Annotated in this window: 24 protein-coding genes, 1 riboswitch and 1 other annotated feature; of the genes, 7 read left to right on the plus strand and 17 right to left on the minus strand. The window is 44.5% G+C overall.

Translation table 11 applies throughout. The features are described 5' to 3' along the window. Window positions 1–196: 196 nt before the first annotated feature. The 9 genes from hisIE to AB6E85_RS02230 all read right to left on the minus strand — a co-directional run bounded on the left by hisIE (window position 197) and on the right by AB6E85_RS02230 (window position 9443). The gene (hisIE, locus tag AB6E85_RS02190) at window positions 197–847 is read right to left on the minus strand and encodes a bifunctional phosphoribosyl-AMP cyclohydrolase/phosphoribosyl-ATP diphosphatase HisIE (protein WP_372141268.1); all 651 of its coding nucleotides are present in this window, start codon (window positions 845–847) and stop codon (window positions 197–199) included. After that, window positions 844–1617, minus strand: a complete 774-nt coding sequence (gene hisF / locus AB6E85_RS02195) for an imidazole glycerol phosphate synthase subunit HisF (RefSeq protein WP_017060270.1) — start codon at window positions 1615–1617, stop codon at window positions 844–846. The genes hisIE and hisF overlap by 4 nt, the downstream gene beginning before the upstream one ends. Continuing rightward, window positions 1599–2336, minus strand: a complete 738-nt coding sequence (gene hisA, locus AB6E85_RS02200; RefSeq protein ID WP_012604374.1) for a 1-(5-phosphoribosyl)-5-[(5-phosphoribosylamino)methylideneamino]imidazole-4-carboxamide isomerase — start codon at window positions 2334–2336, stop codon at window positions 1599–1601. The genes hisF and hisA overlap by 19 nt, the downstream gene beginning before the upstream one ends. A 43-nt stretch (window positions 2337–2379) precedes the next feature. Next, on the minus strand, window positions 2380–2994 hold the full coding sequence (hisH, locus tag AB6E85_RS02205; RefSeq protein WP_048609395.1) for an imidazole glycerol phosphate synthase subunit HisH: 615 nt from the start codon (window positions 2992–2994) through the stop codon (window positions 2380–2382). A gap of 9 nt (window positions 2995–3003) precedes the next feature. Beyond that, a complete protein-coding gene (gene hisB, locus AB6E85_RS02210; RefSeq protein ID WP_048609394.1) occupies window positions 3004–4092 on the minus strand; it encodes a bifunctional histidinol-phosphatase/imidazoleglycerol-phosphate dehydratase HisB in 1089 nt (362 codons plus the stop codon). Between the two features lie 131 nt (window positions 4093–4223). Beyond that, window positions 4224–5264 carry a histidinol-phosphate transaminase gene (gene hisC / locus AB6E85_RS02215; RefSeq protein ID WP_372141271.1) on the minus strand — a complete coding sequence of 347 codons (1041 nt, stop codon included), beginning with the start codon at window positions 5262–5264 and terminating at the stop codon, window positions 4224–4226. A 9-nt stretch (window positions 5265–5273) separates the two neighbouring features. Further along, window positions 5274–6575, minus strand: coding sequence for a histidinol dehydrogenase (hisD, locus tag AB6E85_RS02220; RefSeq protein ID WP_048617710.1), 1302 nt, complete (start codon window positions 6573–6575; stop codon window positions 5274–5276). Further along, a complete protein-coding gene (gene hisG / locus AB6E85_RS02225) occupies window positions 6575–7471 on the minus strand; it encodes an ATP phosphoribosyltransferase (RefSeq protein ID WP_029223418.1) in 897 nt (298 codons plus the stop codon). The genes hisD and hisG overlap by 1 nt, the downstream gene beginning before the upstream one ends. A 53-nt stretch (window positions 7472–7524) precedes the next feature. Further along, window positions 7525–7660: a sequence feature (His leader region), on the minus strand. Window positions 7661–7850: 190 nt separating this feature from the next. Next, on the minus strand, window positions 7851–9443 hold the full coding sequence (locus AB6E85_RS02230; RefSeq protein WP_048609390.1) for a Na+/H+ antiporter NhaC family protein: 1593 nt from the start codon (window positions 9441–9443) through the stop codon (window positions 7851–7853). A 112-nt stretch (window positions 9444–9555) separates the two neighbouring features. Then, a riboswitch (Lysine riboswitch) is annotated at window positions 9556–9733 on the minus strand. 364 nt (window positions 9734–10097) lie between these two features. Between AB6E85_RS02230 and AB6E85_RS02235 the strand changes: the two genes are divergently transcribed. Continuing rightward, window positions 10098–10508 carry an H-NS family nucleoid-associated regulatory protein gene (locus AB6E85_RS02235; protein ID WP_017060262.1) on the plus strand — a complete coding sequence of 137 codons (411 nt, stop codon included), beginning with the start codon at window positions 10098–10100 and terminating at the stop codon, window positions 10506–10508. 188 nt (window positions 10509–10696) lie between these two features. On the opposite strand, the gene AB6E85_RS02240 is transcribed toward AB6E85_RS02235, so the two are convergent. Together AB6E85_RS02240 and AB6E85_RS02245 are read right to left on the minus strand one after the other, a co-directional pair. Beyond that, a complete protein-coding gene (locus AB6E85_RS02240) occupies window positions 10697–12001 on the minus strand; it encodes an inosine/guanosine kinase (RefSeq protein WP_017060261.1) in 1305 nt (434 codons plus the stop codon). Window positions 12002–12103: 102 nt separating this feature from the next. Beyond that, window positions 12104–12373, minus strand: a complete 270-nt coding sequence (locus AB6E85_RS02245; protein WP_010439986.1) for a hypothetical protein — start codon at window positions 12371–12373, stop codon at window positions 12104–12106. A 204-nt stretch (window positions 12374–12577) separates the two neighbouring features. On the opposite strand from AB6E85_RS02245, the gene mnmA reads away from it, so the two are divergent. The 3 genes from mnmA (at window position 12578) to purB (ending at window position 15889) form a co-directional block, all read left to right on the plus strand. After that, the gene (gene mnmA, locus AB6E85_RS02250) at window positions 12578–13714 is read left to right on the plus strand and encodes a tRNA 2-thiouridine(34) synthase MnmA (protein WP_048609389.1); all 1137 of its coding nucleotides are present in this window, start codon (window positions 12578–12580) and stop codon (window positions 13712–13714) included. A 43-nt stretch (window positions 13715–13757) separates the two neighbouring features. After that, window positions 13758–14375, plus strand: a complete 618-nt coding sequence (gene hflD / locus AB6E85_RS02255) for a high frequency lysogenization protein HflD (protein ID WP_019822494.1) — start codon at window positions 13758–13760, stop codon at window positions 14373–14375. 143 nt (window positions 14376–14518) lie between these two features. Further along, window positions 14519–15889, plus strand: coding sequence for an adenylosuccinate lyase (gene purB, locus AB6E85_RS02260; protein ID WP_019822492.1), 1371 nt, complete (start codon window positions 14519–14521; stop codon window positions 15887–15889). Window positions 15890–16155: 266 nt separating this feature from the next. Here purB and htpX read toward each other — a convergent pair whose 3' ends face one another. Beyond that, complete coding sequence (htpX, locus tag AB6E85_RS02265) at window positions 16156–17019, minus strand: protease HtpX (RefSeq protein ID WP_048617716.1); 864 nt, start codon at window positions 17017–17019, stop codon at window positions 16156–16158. 276 nt (window positions 17020–17295) lie between these two features. Here htpX and AB6E85_RS02270 point away from each other — a divergent pair, with 276 nt between their 5' ends. Next, entirely contained in the window at window positions 17296–17463 is a 168-nt protein-coding gene (locus AB6E85_RS02270; RefSeq protein WP_017078977.1) for a hypothetical protein, read from the plus strand. A gap of 114 nt (window positions 17464–17577) precedes the next feature. Here AB6E85_RS02270 and bioD read toward each other — a convergent pair whose 3' ends face one another. The 4 genes from bioD to bioB are packed head-to-tail and all read right to left on the minus strand — an operon-like array spanning window position 17578 to window position 21312. After that, on the minus strand, window positions 17578–18261 hold the full coding sequence (gene bioD / locus AB6E85_RS02275; RefSeq protein ID WP_048617718.1) for a dethiobiotin synthase: 684 nt from the start codon (window positions 18259–18261) through the stop codon (window positions 17578–17580). Beyond that, window positions 18258–19061, minus strand: a complete 804-nt coding sequence (bioC, locus tag AB6E85_RS02280) for a malonyl-ACP O-methyltransferase BioC (protein ID WP_248368307.1) — start codon at window positions 19059–19061, stop codon at window positions 18258–18260. The genes bioD and bioC overlap by 4 nt, the downstream gene beginning before the upstream one ends. Beyond that, complete coding sequence (gene bioF / locus AB6E85_RS02285; RefSeq protein WP_372141275.1) at window positions 19062–20273, minus strand: 8-amino-7-oxononanoate synthase; 1212 nt, start codon at window positions 20271–20273, stop codon at window positions 19062–19064. Further along, a complete protein-coding gene (bioB, locus tag AB6E85_RS02290) occupies window positions 20260–21312 on the minus strand; it encodes a biotin synthase BioB (protein ID WP_016792500.1) in 1053 nt (350 codons plus the stop codon). The genes bioF and bioB overlap by 14 nt, the downstream gene beginning before the upstream one ends. Window positions 21313–21471: 159 nt before the next feature. On the opposite strand from bioB, the gene bioA reads away from it, so the two are divergent. Together bioA and AB6E85_RS02300 are read left to right on the plus strand one after the other, a co-directional pair. After that, window positions 21472–22755: an adenosylmethionine--8-amino-7-oxononanoate transaminase gene (gene bioA, locus AB6E85_RS02295; protein ID WP_372141277.1), complete on the plus strand. Its 1284-nt coding sequence runs from the start codon at window positions 21472–21474 to the stop codon at window positions 22753–22755. Between the two features lie 459 nt (window positions 22756–23214). Beyond that, window positions 23215–24861 (plus strand): response regulator, encoded by a 1647-nt coding sequence (locus tag AB6E85_RS02300; protein ID WP_372141279.1) that lies wholly within the window; start codon window positions 23215–23217, stop codon window positions 24859–24861. Between the two features lie 125 nt (window positions 24862–24986). On the opposite strand, the gene serS is transcribed toward AB6E85_RS02300, so the two are convergent. After that, window positions 24987–26294 (minus strand): serine--tRNA ligase, encoded by a 1308-nt coding sequence (gene serS, locus AB6E85_RS02305; protein ID WP_010439959.1) that lies wholly within the window; start codon window positions 26292–26294, stop codon window positions 24987–24989. Window positions 26295–26321: the final 27 nt, after the last annotated feature.

Raw genomic sequence — 26321 nt, forward strand, 5'->3', positions numbered from 1 at the left:
ACTAAGAGATTAGATTAAGAGAAGAGATTCCTGATGTCGCTTAGGCTCTCCGGAATGACGAAGAGTCAGGGATAAAAAGGTAAGAAAACTTATGGCTTTAAAGCTCTGAGGCTCTGAAAACTAAAAGCCCCGTAAACATGGTTGTTTACGGGGCTTTTATCTATCTGTCACGTGGTTCGATTAATCTAAACAGAGCTTACTTATGACGCTCTTTTAGCTTGTTGACCACATCGTTCATCGATAAGCCTTGGTCTTGAAGAAGAACCATCAAATGGTAAATCAAATCTGCTGATTCACACACTAATTCCGCCTTATCGCCCGACGTCGCCGCAAGCGCGACTTCAACGCCTTCTTCGCCCACTTTTTGCGAAATACGCTTGGTGCCACGGGCATATAGACTGGCAGTATAAGAAGACTCAGGGTCTGCGTCCTTGCGGGCAGCCAGTAGCTGCTCAAGCTGATGAAGCCACACCATCTGAGACTCTTCTTGCTTGTCTCCATCCCAACACGTTGTTGTACCTGTGTGGCACGTTGGGCCAATGGGATTAACTTTAACCAGTAAGGTATCGCTGTCACAGTCCAAGGCGATGTTTTGCAGTTGCAATACGTTGCCCGACGTTTCACCTTTCGTCCAAAGACGCTCTTTGGTGCGAGAGAAAAACGTCACATTGCCTGTTTCAGCGGTTTTCTCAAGTGCTGCTGGGTTCATGTATCCCATCATTAACACTTGGCTCGATTGGTAATCTTGCACAATAGCTGGCACTAAGCCATCGACTTTTTCCCAGTTAATACGCTCTGACAATGCGCCTACTTCTGTTTTTGATAAGCTTGCGGTTTCAAAACTCATAGTCGCACCTCTACATCTTGTTGTTTTAAATATTGTTTAAGTTCACCAATATTGATGACTTGCTTGTGGAATACCGAAGCTGCTAGCGCTCCGTCCACATTGGTCTTCTTATAGGCTTCAGCAAAGTGCTCCATCGCACCAGCGCCACCAGAGGCAATCAATGGCACATTACACACTTCACGCACCATGTTTAACTGATCGATATCATAGCCGTTACGAACGCCATCTTGGTTCATCATGTTTAACACAATCTCACCTGCGCCACGCTTCTGTACTTCCTGCACCCAATCTTTGGTTTCCCATTTGGTTGCTTTCGTACGCGCTTCATCACCAGTGAACTGGTAAACCTGATATTTACCGGTTTCTTTATCGAAGTATGAATCGATGCCGACAACGATACACTGCACACCAAACTTATCAGCAAGGTCAGTGATCAGCTGTGGGTTAGCCAATGCAGGCGAGTTGATTGATACTTTATCCGCACCAAACTCAAGAATGCGCGCTGCATCTTCTGCTGATTTAATACCACCAGCGACACAGAAAGGAATATCGATCACTTCAGCTACGCGTTTCACCCAGCTTTTATCGACCACACGGCCATCACTTGATGCGGTGATGTCATAAAATACCAATTCATCAGCGCCCTCTTCTGCATAGCGTTGTGCTAGCGGAACGATGTCGCCAATAATTTCGTGGTTACGGAACTGAACGCCCTTAACCACTTGTCCATCACGGACATCCAAACAAGGGATTATTCGCTTTGCCAACATGCAAATGCCTCCTCTGCGGTAAACTTGCCATCAAGTAGAGCACGACCCACAATCACACCCGCAACACCGCTGCCTTTTAGCGCTTCGATATCAGCTAGGCTGCCAATGCCGCCCGATGATTGAAATTGCACTTGTGGGTACTGCTTACAAAGATCAACGTAAAGCTCTACGTTTGATCCTTCTAGCGTGCCATCGCGTGAAATATCGGTACACAGCACGTGTTTAAGACCAACTGTGAGGTAGTCTTCAATCAGCGCTTCAATGGTCACGCCTGAATCTTCTTGCCAACCTGAAATCGCCACTTTACGTGTGCCGCTTTCGTCAATGTTGATGTCTAGAGCCAGCACGATTTTTTCCGCGCCGTACTTCTCCATCCAACCTTTCACCAACTCAGGTTGCTTAACGGCTGTAGAACCAACCACAACGCGCTGTGCGCCAGCTTCTAGCAGATCAACGACATCTTGTTCGTTACGCACGCCACCACCAATCTGGATGTTCGCAGGCGTGCTAGCAAGGAGCTTAGCAATCAAGTCTAACTGACGAGCCGTTGTGTCTTTTGCACCCGTTAAGTCAACAAGGTGTAGCCAACCAGCACCAGCTTGGTGATACAGATTAAACTGCTCTGCTGGGTCTACTTTGTATTCTGTTACTTGCCCGTAGTCTCCTTGGAATAAGCGAACTACTTGGCCTTCAATTAAATCTAACGCGGGAATAATCATTTACATTCCTTATATGGCAACGTTAGCCGCTGCCTAATCCTTATTACAATTCCAAGAAGTTCTGAATCAGCTTAGAGCCTGCTTTTGAAGAGCGCTCTGGGTGGAATTGAACACCATAATAATTACCACTTTGAACCGCCGCAGTGAACGGATTACCGTAATCACATTGTGCGATCGTGTAGTCGCCCACTGGCATTGCGAAGCTATGAACAAAGTAGAAGTATTCGCCTTCTTCAATGTCTTTAAATAGCGGGTGATTAGGTGTTGCCGTTACGGTGTTCCAACCCATGTGTGGTAATGGTAAGTCGCCCGTTTGAAGTAAACGAACTTCGCCATCACACAAACCTAGGCATTCAACTAACTCGTCAGCCTTTTGGCCTTTCTCTTGAGACAGTTTGCCTAACAGCTGCATACCTAAACAGATACCTAGCAGAGGCTTCTCTACTTGCTTCACAAGGGTAACAAGGTCACGCTCTTGCAGGTTCTTCATTGCCTCACTTGCTGTACCTACACCGGGTAGGAATAGCTTGTCGGCAGCAAGAACCACTTCTGGTTCTTTTGAAATTTCAACTGCGTAGCCCAGACGTTCAATCGCAAACTTCACCGATGAAACGTTGGCACAACCAGTATCAATGATAACAACTTTTTGCTCTTTCATACCGATCCCTTACAGAACGCCTTTGCTGCTTGGCAACTCGTTACCTTCAACTTTGATTGCTTGGCGAAGAGTACGGCCAAACGCTTTGAACAGGCTCTCAATGATGTGGTGATCATTATTGCCATCAGAAGAAAGGTGTAGCGTACAAGCCAATGTATCGGTTAGAGAGCGGAAGAAGTGAACCACCATCTCGGTTGAAAGATCACCCACTTGCTCACGGCTGAACTTAGCATCGAACTTCAGGTATGGACGACCAGAAAGGTCTAGCGCACACTGAGCCAAACACTCATCCATTGGCAGGCTAAAACCAAAACGGCCAATACCACGTTTGTCGCCTAATGCATCTTTCAATGCTTGGCCTAAAGCGAGAGCGGTATCTTCGACTGTGTGGTGATCATCAATGTGCAGATCGCCTTTCACAGTCAGGTTCATTTGGAAACCACCGTGTGTCGCGATTTGGTCAAGCATGTGATCGAAGAAACCCATGCCGGTATCGATCTTATTGCCACCGGTTTCATCAAGGTTTACTGCAACCTTGATATCTGTTTCTTTAGTAGTACGAACTACTTCAGCAATACGCGCATTAACCGTCAGATCTTTAACGATTTGTGGCCAGTTAAGCGTGCCTTCAGTTTCCGCATCCGGGCCATATTGAATACCACGGATAGCCATATTCTCAGCCAGTTGAAGATCCGTCATTCGGTCGCCAATCACAACAGAGTGTTGGAAATCGACTTTACCGCCTTGTAGGTACTCTTTAACCATACCCAGTTTAGGCTTACGGCAAGAGCAGTTGTCTTCGTCAAAGTGAGGGCAAATAAGCACGTCGTCAAACTTAACGCCTTGAGATTCGAAGAACTCCATCATCATATTGTGTGGTGCATCGAAATCTTCTTGTGGGTAGCTATCGGTACCTAGGCCATCTTGGTTAGTGACCATCACTAAGCGGTAGCCAGCATCTTGCAAAGCAAGCAGGCTAGGAATCACTAGCGGTTCGAATTTTAGCTTGTCTAAACGGTCTACTTGAAAGTCAACTGGCGGCTCAACAATTAAGGTGCCGTCACGGTCTATAAAAAGTATTTTCTGTTGTTTACTCACTTGAACTTCCTTTTAATTTTAAATCTGGTGGCCTAGCTAAAATCAAACGCTAACCCAAAATATTGGTTTCACTTGCCAGCCTGCGATTAATCAAATCAAACTGGCAAATGTTATTACTGGTAAGCCTTTCGTTACTGATAAAAGTTACGAATGAATCCAAGTGTCTTTTCGCACTCTTCGCGGTTACCAATACTAATACGAACACAGTCTTCAATTGGTGAATTACGTAAGATGATGCCCGTATCCCAAGCCGCTTTAAACAACTCATCGCCGTTCGGGAATTTCACCAGAAGGTAGTTACCCCAACCATCAAATACCGTCACTTGAGGCATGCCTAATAGGCCCGCTTGCAAATACGCTCGGTTAGCACTTAAATCCAGAACTTGGAACTTAGCTCGCGCGAGTCCTTGCTCTGAAAGTGCTTGAACGGCAATATCAGCAACAGGGATTGGCACTGGATAAGGCGCAATCACTTTCAACAGTACATCGATAAGCTCTTTATTCGCTAGCGTAAAGCCACAACGTAAGCCCGCCAAAGCAAAGGCCTTCGACAAGGTGCGCAGAATCGCTAGGTTTGGATATTGCTCAAGCAAATCAACGGTTGACGCTTCTGGACAAAAATCGATATACGCTTCATCCATCACCACAATCGCTTTGTCTTGTGTCATTTCAAGCAGCTTGATGATGTCTTTACGATCAACCAAATTACCGGTTGGGTTATTTGGGCTACAAACAAACACCACTTTTACGTTGTCGAGTTGAGCTTCAATAGCTGGAAGATCCAATTGCCATTCAGGCGTCAGAGGCACAACTTTACGCTCAACACCAATCGTCTCTGCACTGATTGCGTACATACCGTAAGTAGGTGGGCAGTAAAGAATAGCGTCTTCGTTCGGCTCACAGAAAGCACGAATCAGTAATTCAATGCCTTCGTCAGCACCACGCGTTGTCAGAGTTTGCTCTGATTTCACGCCTGCGTATTGAGCGTAAGCGTCAATCAGCTCTTTTGGCTGACACTCGCTGTAACGGTTAAGACGAGACAAGTTCAGATTGTACTCGTTATCAAACGGAGATTCGTTGGCGTTCAACCATACATCTCCGCTGCCACCAATGCGTCTTGCAGACAAGTAAGGTGTTAGAGCCTGAACTTGTTTTCTTGCTAACTTTTCCATGCCCTACCCTTATTTAGCTTTATTTAACTTTTCAACTCGGATGGTCACAGCGCGTTTGTGTGCATCCAAGCCTTCGGCTTCCGCCATTGTTACTACTGTTGGCGCTAGGCCTTTCAAACCATCAGCCGTTAGCTCTTGAACCGTCATTCGCTTAGAGAAATCAGCCAAACCTAGGCTTGAATACGTCTTGGTATAACCGTAAGTCGGAAGAACGTGGTTTGTGCCTGATGCGTAGTCACCTGCAGATTCTGGAGACCAGTCACCCAGGAAGATTGAACCTGCATTGTCTAACAATGGCAGCAATTCACGTGGATTCTTGGTTTGAACGATCAAGTGCTCAGGGCCGTAGAAATTCGAAATCGCAATCGCTTGAGTGAGCGATTCAGCAATGATGATTAAGCTTGAAGCCAATGCTTGCTGAGCGATGTTCGCACGAGACAGCTCTTTCAATTGCTTCTGAACCGCTTCTGTTACTTGGTCTGCAACCACTGGAGATGGTGTTACCAGAACAACCTGAGAATCTGGACCGTGCTCCGCTTGGCTCAACAAATCCGCTGCAATAAAGTCTGCATCGGCAGTTTCATCGGCAATCACTAACACTTCAGACGGGCCAGCTGGCATATCAATCGCCGCACCGCGGAAGTCATTGCTTACTTGGCGTTTCGCTTCCGTAACGTATGCGTTACCCGGGCCGAAGATCTTATCTACTTTAGCCACACTCTCGGTCCCGTAAGCCATTGCAGCCACCGCTTGACCACCACCAACGTTGTAAACCTCGTCGATCTTACAAAGCTTAGCGACATACAAGATTTCATCAGCGATTGGCGGAGGTGAACAAAGCACAACCTTACGACAACCTGCGATTTGAGCAGGAACACCTAACATAAGAACCGTTGACGGTAGTGGCGCACTGCCACCTGGAATATAAAGGCCAACAGTATTAATCGCGCGCGTCACTTGCTCACACACAACACCAGGCTGTGTCTCAACCTTAATTGGCTGCGGCTTTTGAGCTTCGTGGAACTTAGCAATATTGCTATAAGCTTGCTCTAACGCTTGCTTCATCTCTGGTGTTAGACGAGCACACGCCTCTTCGATCTCACCCGAACTGACTCGGATAGATTCTGGAGTCACACCATCAAACTTTGCAGTCAGCTCTCTAAGCGCGGCATCGCCTTCATTTCGTACTTTTGCAATAACATCAGAAACAGTCGCTGTGATGTTTGCACCTTCAGTAATAGCTGGACGCTCTAATACCGAGTCTTGCTGTGATTCACTTAAAGATTGCCAAACAACGGTTCTCATCGTCACTACCCCATCATTTTTTCGATTGGTAATACTAGAATCGAGCTTGCACCCAACTCTTTCAGCTGTTCCATTGTTTCCCAGAACAAGTTCTCTGTACTTACTAGGTGAACGGCAACTTTGTCTTTGTCTGTTGATAGTGGAAGAACCGTTGGATCTTCAGCACCAGGAAGTAATGCTTTGATTTGCTCTAGCTGAGATGTTGGCGCGTGAAGCATGATGTACTTCGACTCTTTCGCTTGTTGAACACCCTGCATACGAGTCAGTAGTTTTTCAATCAATGCGGTTTTATCTGCGTCGAACTCACCAACACGTTGAATCAGTGTTGCTTTAGATTGGAAGATAGCTTCTGCTTCTTTTAGGCCGTTTGCTTCTAGCGTTGCGCCTGTAGAAACTAAATCTGCGATAGCGTCTGCTAGACCTGCGCGAGGAGCAACTTCAACCGAGCCTGTTAGCATACAAGTGCTGAATTCAACACCCTGCTCATCCATGTAGGCTTTCAGTAGTTGTGGGTAAGTTGTCGCAATACGTTTGCCCGCTAAGTCTTGTGGGCCGTTGTATTCTTCGTCTTTATTAATAGCGATTGAAAGGCGGCAACCACCGAAGTCTAAACGACGTAGTGTGCGAAACTCTGATGGCTCTTTTAGAGCAACACGGTCTAGGCGAACTTCTTCCAGTTCATTTTCACCGATGAAACCAAGGTCAACCACTCCATCCATGATAAGACCTGGGATGTCATCATCACGAACTAATAACAAGTCGATTGGCATATTTAGTGAATGAACAACTAGGCGCTCACCCATGATGTTAAATTTAACACCACATTTTTTAAGTAGGTCTTGGCACTCTTTACTTAAGCGACCTTTCTTTTGAATTGCGATTCTTAGGCGTTGTGTCTGCATTGCTGTATCCCTGTGCAAATATTTGAATTTATTGATTATTTAAAAGCGCTAAAACTAAAAAACCCTCGGAAGACTTTGTCATCCCGAGGGTTTAAATCTAAATTCTTTGACTTAACCTCCGGGAGAATTCTTGCTCCCGGGTATACGTAAATCTCCCCGAAAGACTAGATAGGGTGATGATGGTGATGAATGTTCATTACTAATTTACGCATACTTATAAGCTCTTCAGTTGTTTGCTTTCTTATCTCCACACTAACTAAGCTGAGATCCTTTTTCAACCATTTATTCGAACTTTTTTCACGAAACTTAAAATTAAATTAACAAGCACAAAAAAGGGAGGCTAATGCCTCCCTGATAGTTTACTGATTAGCTTTCAGTTTTAGCTTTTGCACGTCGCCATTTTGCAGCGAGAGAAGTAAGCCAATGCAAAACATACAGCAACAAACGTTAGAGACGCTGCGCCAAATGCGATGCCAATTGAAGATGTCATACCTAGGGTAATGAAACCAATGCACGATACGAACGCCACAGACAACGCGTATGGAAGCTGAGTCGATACGTGGTCAATGTGGTTACAACGAGCACCAGTAGAAGACAGAATCGTTGTGTCTGAGATTGGAGAACAGTGGTCACCAAATACAGCACCTGCTAGAACCGCACTTAGCATCGGCAGAATTAGCGCGATGTCAGATGCCGCAGCCATGTCGCCCGCGATAGGTAGCATGATACCGAACGTACCCCAAGATGTACCTGTCGAGAAAGCCATAATGCCAGCAAGAAGGAACAAGATAACAGGTAGCCAGTGGTAATCAATGCTGCCCGTTACTAGAGACGATAGGTAAGAACCTGTTTTCATGTCGCCGATTACAGAACCGATAGTCCAAGCGAACACAAGAATTAGGATAGCGCCAAACATAGAGCTTGCACCAATCCACATCGTTCTTGCGATGTCTGCCATAGACAGCTTCTGTTTGAATACAGTTGCTAGAGCTACGATTAAGCCGATAACGCCACCGTAAACAAGTGACTTGCCTACATCCGTGTTTTCAAACGCACCTAGAAGATTAAATGCTTGACCATCAGCAGTAAGCGCTTGGCCACCGGTGTAAAGCATCGCGGCAACCGTCGCTACGATTAGCGATACGATTGGCATAACCAGATCAGAAACTGAACCGTTTTCGCTCTCTTCGATATCTAGCTCTTCGTTTAGATCGTGAGCTTGCTTTTGGTCATTGTCGCCTTCAAAGCCACGGCCTTGAGATGCTTCGATTTCATGCTCACGCATCTTACCAACGTCTAGACCGAACCATGCCACTGCAAACACCATTAATAGTGCGAATACAGCGTAGAAGTTCATTGGGATAAGACGAACGTATGCACCCAGTGCAGAATACTCTGTCACACCGTGTGTTACTAAGATGCCACCAATGATAGTGATGATGTAAGCACCCCAGCTAGAAGCAGGCATGATCACACACATAGGCGCAGCCGTTGAATCTAGGATATAAGCAAGCTTAGCGCGAGATACGTAGAAACGGTCTGTTACAGGGCGAGAGATAGCACCAACTGCTAGGCTGTTAAAGTAGTCATCTACAAAGATGAATACACCTAAGAAAGCAGCAAGTAGTTTTGAACCACGTTTGCTCTTAACGCGAGACTGTGCCCACTCCGCGAATGCGCGAGTACCGCCAGACAGTGTTAATAATGCCGTTGTCATTCCAAGAATTATTAGGAATGCAATGATGCTCATGTTCCAAGTGTTGATGCCACCATCTTCGATGAAAACACCAGATGCTTTAGTAAACACGTAACTAGCTGCGTTACCTACTGAGTAATCAGCAAGTAGAATCGCACCCATGATGATACCGACACCCAAAGAAACCAATACACGGCGGGTAACAATAGCAAGACTCAAAGCCACAAGGGGCGGAAGCAAAGATAAAGGTGATGTTGCAAAATCTATTAAATTCATGATCTTCAAAAACCAGTTTTTTATTTGGCTAGAGATCTACTGCAGACAAACTTGATACGGCTGACCAAGCTCATGTTGAACTAAGCGAAAGGGAAGTGAACACTTCACCCAACCCTACAGTAGCGCTCCATAGTTTAAAATTAAGACTATGGCAGTGTTGTACCTATTGAGCACAACCCCAGCAAATTGCTTAGATATACAATTTACTTCGGCAATTACACCTTTCATTCCCGTTCATTGGCATCACCCCAACGGAAGTTACTTTTTATAATTGCACCTCTACGTGCGATAACATTATTAACCGTGTAAACCAGAGTTTAACAACAAATTAACCAATACCTCGCATCAGGTAGCCGCAATTGTACTCATCAAGAGCAACAATGCAACATATCATTCCGAGAAAAATAGCTTTTTGTTAATGAACTAATCAATAGAAGAATAGTCTACATAAGTTGACTACTCCACCTGTCACATATCACTTTTTAAGATATTCTTAATAATTATTATAAATTCAATAGAAATACAGCTCTGAATTTTCAACTATTCATCTCACTTTTATATTTAAATATGTAATAGAAGAAATACTATTTGTTTTATTCCTAGGCTCTGTTTATTATTAGGAAGATTATTTAGTTTACCTTGATGGAAAATATCATGTCTGAATTAACAAAAACTCTATTAAATATCCGCAGCCTTCGTGCGTTCTCACGTGAATTAACTCTTGAGCAACTTGAAGAAGCGCTAGACAAGCTGACTATTGTTGTACAAGAGCGTCAAGAGTCTGAAGCTGAAGAGCGTGCTGCTAAAGCAGAGCAAGAAGCTAAGCTTTCTGCTATTGCTGAACAAATTGCAAAAGACGGAATTGATGTTGCCGATCTTATTGCTGCACTTTCTGGTGAAGCAAAATCTAAAACAACAAAAGCTAAACGCGCTCCTCGCCCAGCGAAATACAAATACGTAGACGCAAACGGCGACGAGAAGACTTGGACAGGTCAAGGCCGTACGCCTTCAGCTATCCAAGAACAGCTAGATGCTGGTAAATCTCTAGAAGAGTTTGCTATCTAAACATTTAGTTTACTTAGTGTGTAATCAATTACACGCTAAGCAATAGAATTAATATTTAAGTCGACCAAAGTATTATTTACGACTTCAATATATTCAGAAACAAAAAAGGCTCCTTTCGGAGCCTTTTTTATATTTGTACTATCAGTATTAGAAACCAACTGATAGTACTACTGATTAAAGAAAGTAACTTATCTTTCCCAGTACGCTTCTTCTAGGCTATCTTCTCTTTCAGGCAGGCCACGAGATAAACGTGGAGAGTGTTGAACCAACACTTCATAGCTAGCACGGTTAGAATATTTACAAACTTGTGAGAACGAAGAGTACGTCAAGAATGAATGTTGATGTTTACTTGAGTTTGGCACGTTTTCTTTGTGGTACTTATTAGCAGCCATATCATGTAATAAAGCTGATAACGCAGCATCACCTGCACCATTGGTATTTTTGATCTTTTCTGGTCCACCCATGTATGGCGCAATGTGCGAATACACTTTAGTTGGGTTTTCACATAAATCTTTATGCGCAGGACGGCTAAATTCAAAACGGTTGAATTCCGCAATTGAACCTGGAAGTAAAGGCAGTGACGTTTCACGCTTAGCTGCATCTTCTGTATAACCAGCCATAAATAGGCCAACAGGTCCCGCAGTACATAGAACAAGGTCTACCCAGTCTAGCGCTTTATCTGATGCAGCCAGTGGATCGCTTTCACCCGTTAACGCTTCAGCTTCGTCTTCATTCATTGCAACAACCGTTACGTGTTGCTCAAGGAAATCTTTCCAGAATTCTGGATCATCTTGAATAACGAACTTAGTACCTAGTGTCAGAACTACCGGCACATCGTATTTCTTCGCGTATTCGATCGCTTTCATTGTTGCTTCAGGCATCGGGTCGCCTGGCTTACAACGAACTAAATAAGCCGTTAAAACTAAAGCAGAAGCACTTTTGAAGATTTTTTCAGGAATGCTTTCTGGTTTTAATTGGTTCATTTGTCCTTCGCTAATTGCGAAAGTACGTTCACCATCTTCTGTAATTAATGCAAAGCAGCGACCAATTGCGCCATCTACCCCTTGTAAATGGTTCAGATCCATTCTGCTTGATGTATTACATAAATAGCGATAACCGTAACTACCAATCTTAATATCTTGGCTCATTACACCTAGCAGTGTTGAACGGTCATCCGCTAGCACTGAATAGTTGTGTAATGTGTTACCAATTGTGCCACCAGCGTATTCATTGGTAATCAGGCACTGCTCTTTTAATTCTTGATATAAAGATTCAGCGGCTGCGTCGCCAATAACCAGTGAATGTCCCTTGCTCAAACCATACTTCTCAATAAGTTCAGAACTCACCTTTGCTTCAATATCAACCAATGTTTGGTCAATACCGATAATATGAGTGCGTGACATTCTTTTACTACTTTGAGCTTGGCTCACTAGAGGATCACGAGCGTGAACCGGAAAGTAGTGCTTTGATTTACGTTGTCCAGGGAATTTCATAGGGCTAGTCTAAGTCAAGGGGAAATAGGTGGCGGATTCTACCGCGCTATATTTAACGCGGCAATCTTTCAAACTATAGCAAACGTTTGCTGAAGGTTTTTTTTATTCGCCTTCCATAAAGCTTAAATCAGGCAGCATGCCCAAATGCTCTGCGTAACGTTTTTGATTGAACTCCGCGCCGTTTTTCATAACGTCAAATACTTCAATTGCCAGTGCACATGCCATAGCCGCAATTGCTTCTTCACGTGGAGTACCAGTCATCATTAAACGCATCAACGTCTCTTTCACTTTCACTGGTTCGCCATCTTCAAGCTGATTCTCGATGATCTCAATCAGCTCTTCTTCTTGCATAAATTCATTTTGTTCAGACATTTTTTTATCTCAGGTCTTGGATTTCGAGCGACTATGCCACATATACTTCTGACATCCTAGCGACTCACCTCGCTCTCATGCGATTCTCTAACAAAGTCAGCGCACTATTTGTGCAAATGAAACTGTGATTCCGGTCTCGGATCTGTCACGGCGTTTCTCTTTCTGTTAGAATCTGCGACCAAGTAATAGTAACGGTGTTTAGACATGTCAGATATCAGCTCTGGAAACAGCGAAAAGAAAGTAATTGTCGGTATGTCCGGCGGTGTAGATTCGTCAGTATCGGCGTATCTTCTTCAGCAACAAGGCTATCAGGTAGAAGGCCTTTTCATGAAAAACTGGGAAGAAGACGATAACGAAGAATACTGCACGGCAGCTGAAGATCTTGCTGATGCTCAAGCGGTATGTGACAAACTAGGTATCCACCTTCACACTATCAACTTTGCTGCAGAATACTGGGATAACGTATTCGAATACTTCCTTGAAGAGTACAAGGCAGGTCGTACACCTAACCCAGATATCCTTTGTAACAAAGAAATCAAATTCAAAGCATTCTTAGAGTTTGCGGATGAAGTGCTAGACGCAGACTACATTGCGATGGGTCACTACGTTCGTCGTACTTTCCCAACTCAAGAAGAGCTTGATGCTGGCGTAAAACCAGAAATGCTACGCGGTCTAGACAGCAACAAAGACCAAAGCTATTTCCTATATACGCTAAGCTCAGATCAAGTGGCACGCAGCCTATTCCCTGTCGGTGAATTAGAGAAGCCAGAAGTGCGACGTATTGCTGAAGAGCAAGACTTGATCACAGCGAAGAAGAAAGATTCAACAGGCATCTGCTTTATCGGCGAGCGCAAGTTCACTGAGTTCCTAGGCAAATACCTACCAGCACAACCGGGTAACATTGAAACACCTGAAGGCCAAGTGATTGGTCAACACCAAGGTTTGATGTACCACACGCTAGGTCAGCGTAAAGGCCTTCATATTGGCGGCACTAAAGGTGGCGGCGGTAACGAAGAACCATGGTTTGTTGGTGAAAAAGATCTGAAGCGTAATGTTCTGATCGCAGTACAAGGTAAAGATCACCCTCTTCTAAAATCAGAAGGTTTGATCGCTTCTCAGCTTCACTGGGTAAATCGCACACCAATTACTGAAGTTATGACATGCACGGTAAAAACACGTTACCGTCAAACCGATATTCCTTGTACAATCATCCCAATTGATGATGAGAACATTAAGGTTATTTTTGATGAACCACAGATTGCTGTGACCCCAGGTCAATCGGCAGTGTTCTACCTAGACGACGTTTGTCTTGGTGGCGGAATCATCGAAAAACGCATCTAACTAATCAAACGACAAACGATAGAAGACAACTAGGAGTTACTACGTGGCTAATACACTTTATGACCGTACTATTGCTTTCGCCGGAATTTGCCAAGCTGTGGCTTTGGTTCAACAAGTAGCGAAAGACGGCCATTGTGATAAAGATGCCTTCGAAGCTTCACTCAATGCTATTTTAAATACCAACCCGGCGAACACCGTGGGCGTATTTGGACGTGAAGCGAACCTAAAGCTTGGCCTTGAGTGCTTAGTAAAAGGTATCGATAGTACTCCAGCTGGTAGCGATATTACGCGCTACATCATCAGCTTGATGGCTCTTGAGCGTAAGCTATCTTCTCGTAACGACTCTATGTCTCAGCTTGGCGATCGCATTCAAACTGCAGAACGCCAAACTGAGCATTTTGATCTGTTTGACGAGCAAATGATCAGCAACCTAGCGAGCATCTACCTTGATGTTGTGAGCCCTATTGGCCCACGTATTCAGGTATCTGGCACACCAGCGGTACTTCAACAGACATCGAGCCAGCACAAGGTTCGTGCACTCCTTCTGTCAGGAATTCGAAGCGCTGTTCTTTGGCGCCAGGTTGGTGGTAAACGCCGCCATCTTATCTTCGGTCGCAAGAAGATGATCGAGCAGGCTCAAATCCTACTAGCTCGAATGTAATTTATTAGCTCGCGCCTCGTCGCGAGCTTGTTTTTTGTATCAACACAACTCTCACGCAAACGATTGCGCAATGTGCGTGACAATTGAGATTGTTACTGGTATAAACCTCTCAAAATTTAGAAAACTCAATTCAGGAGAACACCATGGAACTGTCAGCATTGACTGCTGTTTCACCAGTAGACGGCCGTTACGGAAGTAAGACTATTGCATTACGCAGCATCTTTAGTGAGTTTGGACTACTAAAGTACCGCTCTATCGTTGAAATTCGTTGGTTACAAAAGCTTGCAGCAACTGATGCAATCAAAGAAGTACCAGCGTTCAGTGCAGAAGCTAACCAGTTTCTTGATGAACTAGCCGCTAACTTCAGCGAAGAAGACGCTCTGCGTATCAAAGAGATTGAGCGCACGACAAACCACGACGTTAAAGCGGTTGAATACTTCTTGAAAGAGAAAGTTGCTGGCGTTCCTGAGCTTCACGCAGTTAACGAATTCATTCACTTTGCATGTACTTCTGAAGACATCAACAACACATCTCACGCGCTTATGCTTAAAGAAGCTCGTGACACAGTGATTCTTCCAGAGATTCGCAACGTAATCGATGCTATCAAAGCTCTTGCGAACGAGTACCGTGATATTCCTCTTCTTTCTCGTACACACGGTCAGCCAGCTTCTCCTTCTACTATGGGTAAAGAGATGGCTAACGTTGCGTACCGTATGGAACGTCAATTCAAGCAAATCGAAAGCGTTGAGATCCTAGCGAAAATCAACGGTGCTGTAGGTAACTACAACGCTCACCTTTCTGCATACCCTGAAGTTGAATGGCACCAATTCAGCGAAGAGTTCATCACTGAATCTCTTGGCGTAACTTGGAACCCGTACACAACTCAAATCGAACCTCACGATTACATCGCTGAGCTATTCGACGCTGTTGCTCGTTTCAACACGATCCTTCTAGACTTCGACCGTGACGTTTGGGGCTACATCGCTCTTGGTCACTTCAAGCAGAAGACTATTGCTGGCGAAATCGGTTCTTCTACAATGCCGCATAAAGTTAACCCAATTGACTTCGAAAACTCTGAAGGCAACCTTGGTCTAGCTAACGCAGTATTTAGCCACCTTGCACAAAAACTTCCAGTTTCTCGCTGGCAACGTGACCTAACTGACTCTACGGTTCTTCGTAACCTAGGTGTTGGTGTTGGCTACGCAATCATTGCATACACTTCAACTCTGAAAGGTATTAGCAAGCTAGAAGTTAACCGTGAAGCGCTACTTGCTGAACTAGACAAGAACTGGGAAGTACTGGCTGAACCAGTACAAACAGTAATGCGTCGTTACGGTATCGAGAAACCATACGAGAAGCTAAAAGAGCTAACTCGTGGTAAGCGTGTAGATGGCGAAGGCATGCGTGCATTCATCGACGGTCTTGAAATCCCTGCAGACGAGAAAGTTCGCCTGAAAGAGATGACACCAGCGAACTACATCGGTCAAGCAATCGAGCTGACTGACAAGCTGTAAGATTCGAACAAACGAATAAACAAAGGCTTCCCACGTGGAAGCCTTTTTGTTGTGTAGAACAAATGTTTCGAACAGTAGTCCCTAAGTAAAACAACCGTCGTCAATCTAGCCTGACTTCTTCCAACTAGCCTCCCCCATTCAAATACTGCAAACCGCATTAGACAGACATCCGTTCCTTTTCTTAAGCAGCAAGTACAAAAAAGGCCTCCCGAAGGAAGCCTTTAGAATACACATTGCCGCTTAACGACAGCAGCTTGTATTAGAGATTACATGTTACGTAGAGAAGCAATACGCTTATCTAGCGGCGGGTGGCTCATTAGAAGCTCAGTTAGAGACTTCTTACCGTTGATACCAAACGCCATCATAGAACCTTCTAGTTGTGGCTCGTGGCTCACCTTTAGACGCTCTAGCGCTGCAATCATCTTCTCTTTACCTACCAAGTGCGCTGCACCTGCATCAGCATGGAACTCACGATGGCGGCTGTACCACATGGTAATGAAGCTCGCTAGGAAACCAAATACCAGTTCCAGCACCATAGATACACCGAAGTACACCATCATGTTGCTGCCACCCTCTTCTTCGTTGTCATTCGACGCAACAATGTTGGCGATGAAACGAGACAGGAAGATAACGAACGTGTTCACAACACCTTGCATTAGAGTCATGGTCACCATGTCACCATTCGCGATGTGGCTAACTTCGTGAGCTAATACCGCTTCAGCTTCGTCACGCGTCATACTGTGCAGAAGACCCGTTGATACTGCGACCAATGAATCATCACGCTTAGCGCCCGTTGCAAATGCGTTGATGTCTGGCGAATCGTAGATCGCCACTGTTGGCATACCAATACCAACTTGTTGAGATTGACGGCTTACCGTCTCCATCAACCAATGTTCTGTTTCGTTACGTGGGCTTTCAATGACCATGCCGCCTACAGAGCGTAGCGCCATTTTCTTCGACATCATTAATGAAATGAATGAGCCGCCAAAACCAAATACCGCAGCCATCACCAATAAGCCTGAGAGGCTACCGGGTTGCATACCTGTAACTGCGTATACAATATTAAGAACAACACTTAGTACCAATACAACCGCTAGGTTGGTTGCAAGGAACAACATTACTCGCTTCATTACTTATCTCCGCATGAAAGCTGTTTTTATAAAACTTATTGTTATAGACAAGGCAGACAGCAATAGATTCCAACCTTGAGACTTATACTTACTTATACATATAGTCTTAGATTAAGAAAACAAGGTTAAGCATTAAATTGCAACATTTGATTACGAGACCATATCCGAATTAAATCCATTCTATTAGACCTAAGTCGTATGGTGTCGATATAACAATCCGTTTACAGTGACTTTAGATGATTTATTGGCTAGTCCATGTACAAAAAGGGAAGGATCATGGTTGAAGGTACTAACACTCAAATGGCTATCGATTTACTGTGCTGTCACCTAGGGATTACTGAAGAAGAAGCGAAAAAGCAGATTGGAATCCTAACACCGCAAACGGCACAGACAAAAATCACAGAAACTCAGCAAGCTTTAATGGGACTGACGAAAGAACATTAATTCTAAGCTTGTTTATTAAAAGACCGGTTGTTTATCAACTCGAGATCTAAAGGCTTAAAATAGCAAAAGGGCTGCAATCGCAGCCCTTTTCTTGTTTAGTACATAACGTAGTAATTAAAGCGCAAGCAAAGGCTGCACATCAATGTACTTACCAATGTTCTTAGACTTCGCTTTCGGTACGTAAGGGATTTCACCTAACTTTGGCGCACCTAGCTTATCTTCAAGCATCGCAATAATATCTGCGTAGTGCTCAGTACCTGGATTGATACGGTTTGCGACCCAACCTACTAGGTTTAATCCATCAGCACGAATCGCTTCTGCCGTTAGTAGAGCATGGCTCAAACAACCAAGTTTAATACCTACAGTAAGTACTACTGGCAGCTGCTCTTTCTTAACCCAGCTAGACAAATATTCATCATCTGAAACCGGTACACGCCAACCACCAGCACCTTCAACTAACACGATGTCAGAGTTTTGCTTGTGCTCTTCCAGCTTTGCAGATAATACGGCTTCATCAATCACCACACCGTCATGCTTTGCAGCGATGTGAGGCGATGACGGTAACAATAGTGCATACGGGTTTACGTCTTCGTAAGCAATATCTTGCGTCGCCGCTTCTTGAAGATGCAGAGCATCGCTATTACGTAAACCTTCAGGGTATTTCTCACACCCTGCAGCAACTGGCTTATAACCAATTGTCGATAAATCTTGTGCGGCCAAAGCTTGAAGAATCGCTTTTGAAACCACAGTTTTTCCCACTTCGGTATCCGTACCTGCAATAAATAATGCATCAATCATAATTGAATAACCCCTAAACAAACTTGATATGTTGCTGGCAAGAAACCTTGATGGTTTTTAAACTCTCGATATTCCCGTTCAACAAGCTGCAACATGCTGCGACTTGTTAAACCCTGTGAGCGACCACTTACGTGATTAGCGCCGATGCCTTTAAGGTCGCGCATCAATTCAAACGCAGTGTCGTACCAAACGGTGATGGTGGGCAAGTCTAGTTGATGAACCGTACAGCTAGATTGCGCTAACGCAATTTTTACCTGATTGATTGTAATAAAATGGTTAACGTGTTGATGTGCGTCAATTTTTGACCATGACTTTTTCAACTCAAACAGTGACCCATCAAGCAAAGTTGAGAAAATAACACGCCCACCAGCCGCTGTAACACGCTTCATCTCTCTCAAAGGCGACGACAAATCGTCACACCATTGCAACGCAAGGCTAGAGAAAACGATGTCAAAACACCCATCTTCAAATGGCAATTGTTCAGCATCGGCTTGTTGATATAAAGAGACAGATGCACCACAACGCTTCTCTGCTGTTGCTAACATTCCAACAGAAAGGTCAGCGCAAACCACTTCGGCGCCTCGTTTTATAAGTTGCTCTGAGAAATAGCCAGTACCACAACCTAGATCCAGCACCTTAAAGCCTGACAGATCGCTGGGTAATTTATCCAGTAATCGGTGGCCAACATCGCGTTGAAATTCAGCGTGTTTGTCATAGGTTGTTGCCGCTTTACCAAAGGCTTCGGCAATCGCACTCTTATCTTGGCCAACGTAATTATGCACTACTGCTTCTTGTGACATTTACTGAGCCTCTTTATTTGATTCAAAGCTTGGATGGATAGGCGATTTAATGCCTGAGCCAATGTTTCGTTCAATGGCTTGATGCAACGACCTGGTTAACTGGAGAATCTGTTTTTGGCTATGGTTAGCTGTTAACGTGATTCGTAATCGAGCAGTTCCAGCAGGAACGGTTGGCGGCCTTATTGCGGTCACCCAAACTTGGTTTTGCTTTAACTCTTCAGCTATAGATAATGCCGCCTGAGCTTCACCTATCACAAATGGCTTAATCGGAGTCTGAGTATCCACAAAGCCTTTCAAGCCGCTCATCTGCTCTGCATAGAGAGCCCCTAACTCCGCCAGCTTTTCTCGGCGCCACTCTTGAGTTTGAATCATCTGACAGGCATGAGACAAAGCCACCGCTTGTGAGGGTGGCATTGCCGTAGAGTAAACATGATGACGAGCAAACTGAGTTAAATAGTCACCGACTTCTGACGAACATAAAACAGCAGCGCCAGACAGGCCAAATGCTTTACCAAAAGTGACGACTAGAATATCGGGCGTTATTTGTGCTGCACTGCAACTCCCAGCCCCTTTATCACCTAATACGCCGATACCGTGGGCATCATCAACCACCAACCAACTGTCGTATTGATGAGTCAGGTTAAAGATCTGGCTGAGAGGCGCTTGATCGCCATCCATGCTGAAAACGCCCTCAGTCACGACCAAGGATTGTGGAGATTGGCTTAATAGAGACTCTAGATGCTGCGTGTCGTTGTGCTTAAAGCGTTTCATGGTTGCAGGTGAAAGCATCCCCGCTTCCATTAAAGAGGCGTGGTTAAGTTTGTCTTGCAACAGAGAGTCGTCTTTTTCGAGCAGAGAAAACAACAAAGCTTGATTAGCGCTGAAACCAGAACTAAAGAGTATGGCTCGTTCAAAGCCAAGCCATTCACACAGCTGAGCCTCTAAATTTAGATGAGCAGGACTAAAACCCGTGACCAATGGCGATGCCGCACTGCCGGCACCATACTGAGAAAGCCCCGCTTGCCACGCCTCTACCAATTCAGGGTCGTTCGCCAAGCCTAGGTAATCATTACTCGAAAAATTAATAAAGCGAGAACCTTCGCAATTAAGCAAAGGGCTATTACTGTTTTCAAGCACCTTGAGTTGACGAGTTAGCCCCTGTTCACGGCGTTGAACAAGGGCATCTTTGATACGAGATTTAAACAGTGGCATCGTAGAACATGTCATCTTTCGTTGGACGAGCAGCAACGCGCTCCACCACTTGATCTAACAGTTCGTTTTCTTGAATTTCATCAGGCTTCTGAGCCACTTGTTGGCTGTTGATACCTAACTTCTTAAACAGCTGCATATCCGTGTCTTCATCTGGGTTTGGCGTAGTCAGTAACTTACAACCGTAGAAGATAGAGTTCGCGCCAGCCATGAAGCACATCGCTTGCATCTGTTCATTCATATTCTCGCGACCTGCAGATAGACGAACCGCAGACATTGGCATCATAATACGAGCAATCGCAATCAACTTAATGAAGTCAAAAGATTCAACATCATCGACGTTTTCCATCGGTGTGCCTTTCACTTTTACGAGCATATTGATTGGCACACTCTCAGGGTGTACAGGAAGGTTCGCTAGCTCTACCAGCAAACCTGCACGGTCATTGGTACTTTCGCCCATACCAATAATGCCACCAGAGCAGATCTTCATACCGGCATCACGTACGTGAGATAACGTATCTAAACGATCTTGGTACGTACGAGTAGTGATGATGCTGCCGTAAAACTCAGGAGACGTATCAAGGTTATGGTTGTAGTAATCCAAACCTGCATCCGCTAGCTCGCCGGCTTGATCTGGCGTTAACATACCTAGCGTCATACACGTTTCTAGACCCATGCCTTTCACACCTTTGATCATATCAGTCAGGTGAGGCATATCGCGTTCTTTCGGGTTTTTCCATGCCGCGCCCATACAGAAACGAGTCGAGCCTGCGTTCTTGGCTTTTTGCGCCGCATCCAAAACACGCTCTACTTCCATTAGGCGTTCTTTGTCGACATCCGTTCGGTAGTGAGCACTTTGAGGGCAGTACTTACAGTCTTCAGGACAAGCACCGGTCTTAATCGATAGAAGCGTACTCACCTGCACGTGGTTGTGCTCTTGGTACTGTCTATGAACCACTTGAGCTTCAAACATTAAATCCATAAACGGTTTTTCAAGCAGCGCTGTTACTTCAGCAACTGTCCAGTCATGACGAACTTCCACGTGTCGATCCTTTTTTATTATTTGATGTTTCATCTCTATCAATAGAGATTGCATTTATGCTTGGCTAGTCTACCGACAAGCTTTAGACTGTCAACACATTGATAATATCAAAAGTTTACATCTGGTTATTTTTTAATCACACCAAGAATGGAAGTTACTATGGATCTCGCCTTTGATCGCCAGCATATCTGGCATCCCTACACATCAACGTTAACACCTCTGACCTGCTATCCAGTCACCAACGCAGACGGTGTTTACCTAGAATTAGAAGGCGGAAAACGAATTATTGATGGTATGTCATCTTGGTGGTCAACCATCCACGGCTACAATCATCCAGAGCTAAACGCTGCAGCTCACAGTCAAATCGATAAGGTTTCACACGTTATGTTTGGTGGTATCACCCATCAGCCCGCTATCGATCTATGTAAGAAGCTTTTGAATCTCGCGCCAAGTAATCTTGAGCATGTATTTTTGGCCGATTCAGGTTCAGTAGCCGTAGAAGTTAGCCTCAAAATGGCACTGCAATATTGGCACGCTAAAGGACAACCTCGTTCAAAGTTCCTCACACTAAGAGATGGTTACCACGGTGATACCTTTGCGGCGATGTCAGTGACCGACCCTGACAACTCAATGCACAGCCTCTACAAAGGTTTTTTGCCGGAACACATTTTCGCAGATTCACCTAAAACAGGCTTTTGGGAACAATGGGATGCGAACGACATCAACAGCTTTCGAGAAAAGCTGGCAGCACACCATCAAGAAGTCGCAGCGGTGATCTTAGAGCCAATCGTTCAAGGGGCTGGCGGCATGCGCATCTACCACCCTGAGTTCCTAAAACAGGTTCGCTTACTGTGTGATGAATTCAATGTATTGCTGATCTTGGATGAGATTGCGACCGGATTTGGCCGCACAGGGAAACTGTTCGCTTGTGAGCATGCCGATGTTCAACCGGACATCTTATGCGTAGGCAAAGCTTTAACTGGTGGCTATATGACATTGTCAGCGACACTTGCGAGTAAAGAAGTTGCTGACACGGTATGTGGCGGTGAAGCGGGCTGCTTTATGCACGGGCCAACCTTTATGGGTAACCCATTGGCTTGCGCAGTCGGCGCGGCAAGTTTATCCATCATCGAGCAAGGCCATTGGAAAAATCAGACTCAGCAGATTGAGCAGCTTTTCTCTGAGTTGCTACCACCGCTGCGAGAGCATGAACTTGTCAAAGACGTTCGTTGGTTGGGCGCGATTGGCGTCGTTGAAACCCACACACCTGTCGATATGGAAACCATCCAAGCTCACTTTGTAGAGCAAGGTGTTTGGATCCGTCCGTTTGGTAAATTGATTTATATGATGCCTCCATTTATCAGCGAGCCTGCGCATATCGAGCAACTGGTCTCTGCAATTGATAAAGCTCTGCAACAATCTGCTTGCTTCAAGTCAAATTGATATAAATAAAGCCAAATAGAAATTCCGAAAATTTATAAGTATATAATCCGAAACGCCGCCTTTAGAGTGCTAAAGGTGGCTTAGTCACAAGGCAAATAATCAGAAAACCAATAAGAACATCTCAAACTGATATTTTATCTATGATTCCACCCTGAAGAATCTCACAAATAAATTTAATCCTCTCCATAAAAAGAATTAGCAAAAGAGTGTTACCTATCGGGTCAATAGCCGCTTAAAATACAAGCCATTTTTTGTCGGATATTATGATGATCTTCCTCATTCGATTCATTCTAGAATCCAATCAGCTAATTCAATTCGACTGTACTTAGATAATAAATAGTAACGAAAGCTTGTATCAACTTGGTAGAAACAGAGTTCTCTGTTTTGTCGATCGTGCAAGACAGCAACGCAGACCGTAATAGCTGCGGAATTCACGTCAGTAAATAATTTAAAGTAAACATGAAATTAGACCAACTCAATGCACTTATCGTTGATGACTCATCGATCGTGCTATCAACCATCCGCAATATGTTGATTCATATCGGCTTTTCAGAGCGAATGATTTCAATTGCTAAATCCCCTCGCATCGCTATGACGATAACAAGCGAGACGACGTTTGATGTGATTATCTGTGACTACAACTTTGGTAACACCATCAATGGCAAGCAGCTGTTTGAAGAGCTTAAACAATCGAATAGATTGAAAGACGATGGAATATTTATTCTAGTTACCGGTGAGAATTCCGCTTTATCGATCCGCCCTATTTTAGAGCTTCGACCAGATAATTATTTATTAAAACCATTCAATCGTGAAACCTTAAAGCAACGTATTACAAGCTCTTTAAAAAAGAAGCTGGTTCTACAAAAAATCTATAAGGCCGAACGAGAAAATGACTATGAAGCGGGACTTGAGTTCTGCGAAGAGCTGATCGCCTTTCATTCTGAATATTTTACGACCATCCAGCAATTTCGCGGAAGCTTTTTGTCAAAGCTCAAGCTTTACGAAGAAGCAAAGAACGTATATGAGAAGGCGCTTGATGAAGGCAGTTTTGATTGGGCTCAAGCGGGTCTAGCAAACAGCCTTGCGAATTTAGGTCAGATCAATGAAGCACAACAAATGATCGAAAGCTTGATTGATTCAGCACCCACCAGCACCTTGTATCGAGATCAAGCAGCTCAAGTGAACCTTATCAGTAATAAAGTTCCTGCTGCGATTGCCCATTTTAAATTGGCAAGTGAACTCACACCGGGTAACTCAGAAAGGGAACTGGCAATCGCAAACCTGTGCCTCTCAGTGAATGATACCAAGGCAGCGTTAGCTCACTATCAGAACTATGTGCAGATCAATAGAGATACCTTTCGAGATAACCTCTATATGAAGCTCAACCATATTCGATTTTTGCTCTATTGTGCATCTGGTGAGAGCAACAATAAAGCGACACTCGACCAAGTAAACTATCTAGTTTCGAAGATCCCTACAGACGCAAGAGCAGGTCTTCAAACGGATTTAGCGCTTATCGCAGCACACATAGCAATGGAGTCAAAACAGTACCAAAAAGCGGTGACTATTTTGACTGCACTGCATGACAGAAATAGCTTTAATGCATTCCCGGTCATCTATCATCACACTTGGTTGTTAGACAGAATGAGTTGTGAGAATGAGTTTAAAGTCGCAGAAAGTCGTTGTGGCATGTTGATCATCCAAACGGCGAACGAAACCGTTGTTTCTAGCCAAATGACCATGTGCAGTGAGATGAAACGCCGTAACGCAGAAAAGATGGAATGGCTCAAACAGAGCAACGTCAGCATTAAGCAGGCTTCGTCGGACTATAAACAGGTATTGGTCGCTTATTTAGAGATTCACAAGCGATGCCCGATGATCAAAAACGTATGCATGAACATCGTCAAACTGCTGTCTGTTATTTGGCCTGACGCAATGGGCGCGAAACAGGTTTTAACGATTATTCAGAAGTGTGATGCAGTGGTCACTCAACTTTATACGCTTGATGAACTGACCCAAAACAATTATCAAAATTACTATCGAAAGGCGTTGCTAGCTTGCAAGCAAGCAGACGAAGCAACCAAGGCGAGTTTCTCTTTTATGTAGCTTCTCTTTATACAGCTTCTACTTGGGTAAGTTCCAGATACAAAAAAGGCTTTGCCATTACAGCAAAGCCTTTTAAATATTTTGGCAAGTCAGGTTAATCTAAATTTCATTAACCTAAATTGGCATTAACCGATGTGCGTTACGCCGCCCATGTATGGCTGAAGTACTGCTGGGATAGCAATACGGCCGTCAGCTTCTTGGTTGTTCTCAAGGATAGCAACCATAGTACGACCAACAGCAAGACCAGAACCGTTTAGTGTGTGTACAAGTTCAGGTTTCTTCTCGCCTTTACGACGGAAACGAGCTTGCATACGACGCGCTTGGAAATCCCACATGTTTGAACAAGAAGAAATCTCACGGTAAGTCTCTTGTGCTGGAACCCATACTTCTAAGTCGTAAGTTTTCGCAGAACCGAAGCCCATGTCACCTGTACATAGAATCACTTTACGGTAAGGAAGCTCTAGAAGTTGAAGTACTTTCTCAGCGTGACCAGTTAGCTCTTCAAGCGCTGCCATTGAGTCTTCTGGCTTAGTGATTTGTACTAATTCAACTTTGTCGAATTGGTGCATACGGATAAGACCACGAGTGTCACGACCGTAAGAACCCGCTTCAGAACGGAAACATGGCGTGTGAGCTGTCATCTTAAGTGGCAATTCAGCTTCATCAGTAATCGTGTCACGAACCATGTTCGTTACCGGTACTTCCGCAGTAGGGATAAGCGATAGAGTCTTAAGAGGTACGTCACTTACTTGCTCAGTTAGCGGGCTTGTGTGGAACAAGTCTTCGCCGAACTTAGGAAGTTGACCAGTACCGTAAAGGCTATCGTGGTTCACTAGGTACGGTACGTACATTTCTGTGTAGCCGTGCTCATCAGTGTGAAGGTCCAGCATGAACTGAGCAATAGCACGGTGTAGGCGTGCAAATTTGCCTTTCATCACGATGAAACGAGAACCCGAGATTTTAACTGCGCTAGCAAAATCAAGACCGCCAGACATTTCGCCAAGATCGACGTGATCTTTCACTTCAAAGTCGTAAGTCTTAGGTTGACCCCAACGAGAAACTTCTACGTTATCGTCTTCATCTTTACCATCAGGCACTTCTGCATCAGGTAGGTTGGGAATAGACATTGTGATCGTTTCTAGCTCAGATTGAAGGTCAGCCAATGCTACTTTAGCTTGGTCTAGTTCTGCGCCTAAGTTGCCTACTTCTGCAAGGATACGCTCAGCTTCTTCATGGTCGCCTTTTGCTTTCGCTTGACCAATGGACTTCGATCGAGAGTTACGTAACGCTTGTAGCTCTTCAGTTTTCATCTGAAGGGACTTACGTTTTTCTTCAAGTTCACGAATTGTCTCTACATCAAGGGTGAAGCCTCGACGTGCTAATTTTGCCGCTGTTTCATCCAGCTCAGCTCGAAGTAATTTAGAATCCAGCATTGCTAATCCTATGCTTTAGTTATTTGA

The sequence above is a fragment of the Vibrio sp. 10N.247.311.51 genome (genome assembly GCF_041467855.1).
GTDB classification, from domain to species: Bacteria; Pseudomonadota; Gammaproteobacteria; order Enterobacterales; family Vibrionaceae; genus Vibrio; species Vibrio coralliirubri.

Coding starts and splice junctions, on each gene's coding strand:
- hisIE (WP_372141268.1), bottom strand. CDS start 847: ATGAGTTTTGAAACCGCAAGCTTATCAAAAACAGAAGTAGGCGCATTG.
- hisF (WP_017060270.1), bottom strand. CDS start 1,617: ATGTTGGCAAAGCGAATAATCCCTTGTTTGGATGTCCGTGATGGACAA.
- hisA (WP_012604374.1), bottom strand. CDS start 2,336: ATGATTATTCCCGCGTTAGATTTAATTGAAGGCCAAGTAGTTCGCTTA.
- hisH (WP_048609395.1), bottom strand. CDS start 2,994: ATGAAAGAGCAAAAAGTTGTTATCATTGATACTGGTTGTGCCAACGTT.
- hisC (WP_372141271.1), bottom strand. CDS start 5,264: ATGGAAAAGTTAGCAAGAAAACAAGTTCAGGCTCTAACACCTTACTTG.
- hisG (WP_029223418.1), bottom strand. CDS start 7,471: ATGCAGACACAACGCCTAAGAATCGCAATTCAAAAGAAAGGTCGCTTA.
- AB6E85_RS02230 (WP_048609390.1), bottom strand. CDS start 9,443: ATGAATTTAATAGATTTTGCAACATCACCTTTATCTTTGCTTCCGCCC.
- AB6E85_RS02235 (WP_017060262.1), top strand. CDS start 10,098: ATGTCTGAATTAACAAAAACTCTATTAAATATCCGCAGCCTTCGTGCG.
- AB6E85_RS02240 (WP_017060261.1), bottom strand. CDS start 12,001: ATGAAATTCCCTGGACAACGTAAATCAAAGCACTACTTTCCGGTTCAC.
- AB6E85_RS02245 (WP_010439986.1), bottom strand. CDS start 12,373: ATGTCTGAACAAAATGAATTTATGCAAGAAGAAGAGCTGATTGAGATC.
- mnmA (WP_048609389.1), top strand. CDS start 12,578: ATGTCAGATATCAGCTCTGGAAACAGCGAAAAGAAAGTAATTGTCGGT.
- purB (WP_019822492.1), top strand. CDS start 14,519: ATGGAACTGTCAGCATTGACTGCTGTTTCACCAGTAGACGGCCGTTAC.
- htpX (WP_048617716.1), bottom strand. CDS start 17,019: ATGAAGCGAGTAATGTTGTTCCTTGCAACCAACCTAGCGGTTGTATTG.
- AB6E85_RS02270 (WP_017078977.1), top strand. CDS start 17,296: ATGGTTGAAGGTACTAACACTCAAATGGCTATCGATTTACTGTGCTGT.
- bioD (WP_048617718.1), bottom strand. CDS start 18,261: ATGATTGATGCATTATTTATTGCAGGTACGGATACCGAAGTGGGAAAA.
- bioC (WP_248368307.1), bottom strand. CDS start 19,061: ATGTCACAAGAAGCAGTAGTGCATAATTACGTTGGCCAAGATAAGAGT.
- bioF (WP_372141275.1), bottom strand. CDS start 20,273: ATGCCACTGTTTAAATCTCGTATCAAAGATGCCCTTGTTCAACGCCGT.
- bioA (WP_372141277.1), top strand. CDS start 21,472: ATGGATCTCGCCTTTGATCGCCAGCATATCTGGCATCCCTACACATCA.
- AB6E85_RS02300 (WP_372141279.1), top strand. CDS start 23,215: ATGAAATTAGACCAACTCAATGCACTTATCGTTGATGACTCATCGATC.
- serS (WP_010439959.1), bottom strand. CDS start 26,294: ATGCTGGATTCTAAATTACTTCGAGCTGAGCTGGATGAAACAGCGGCA.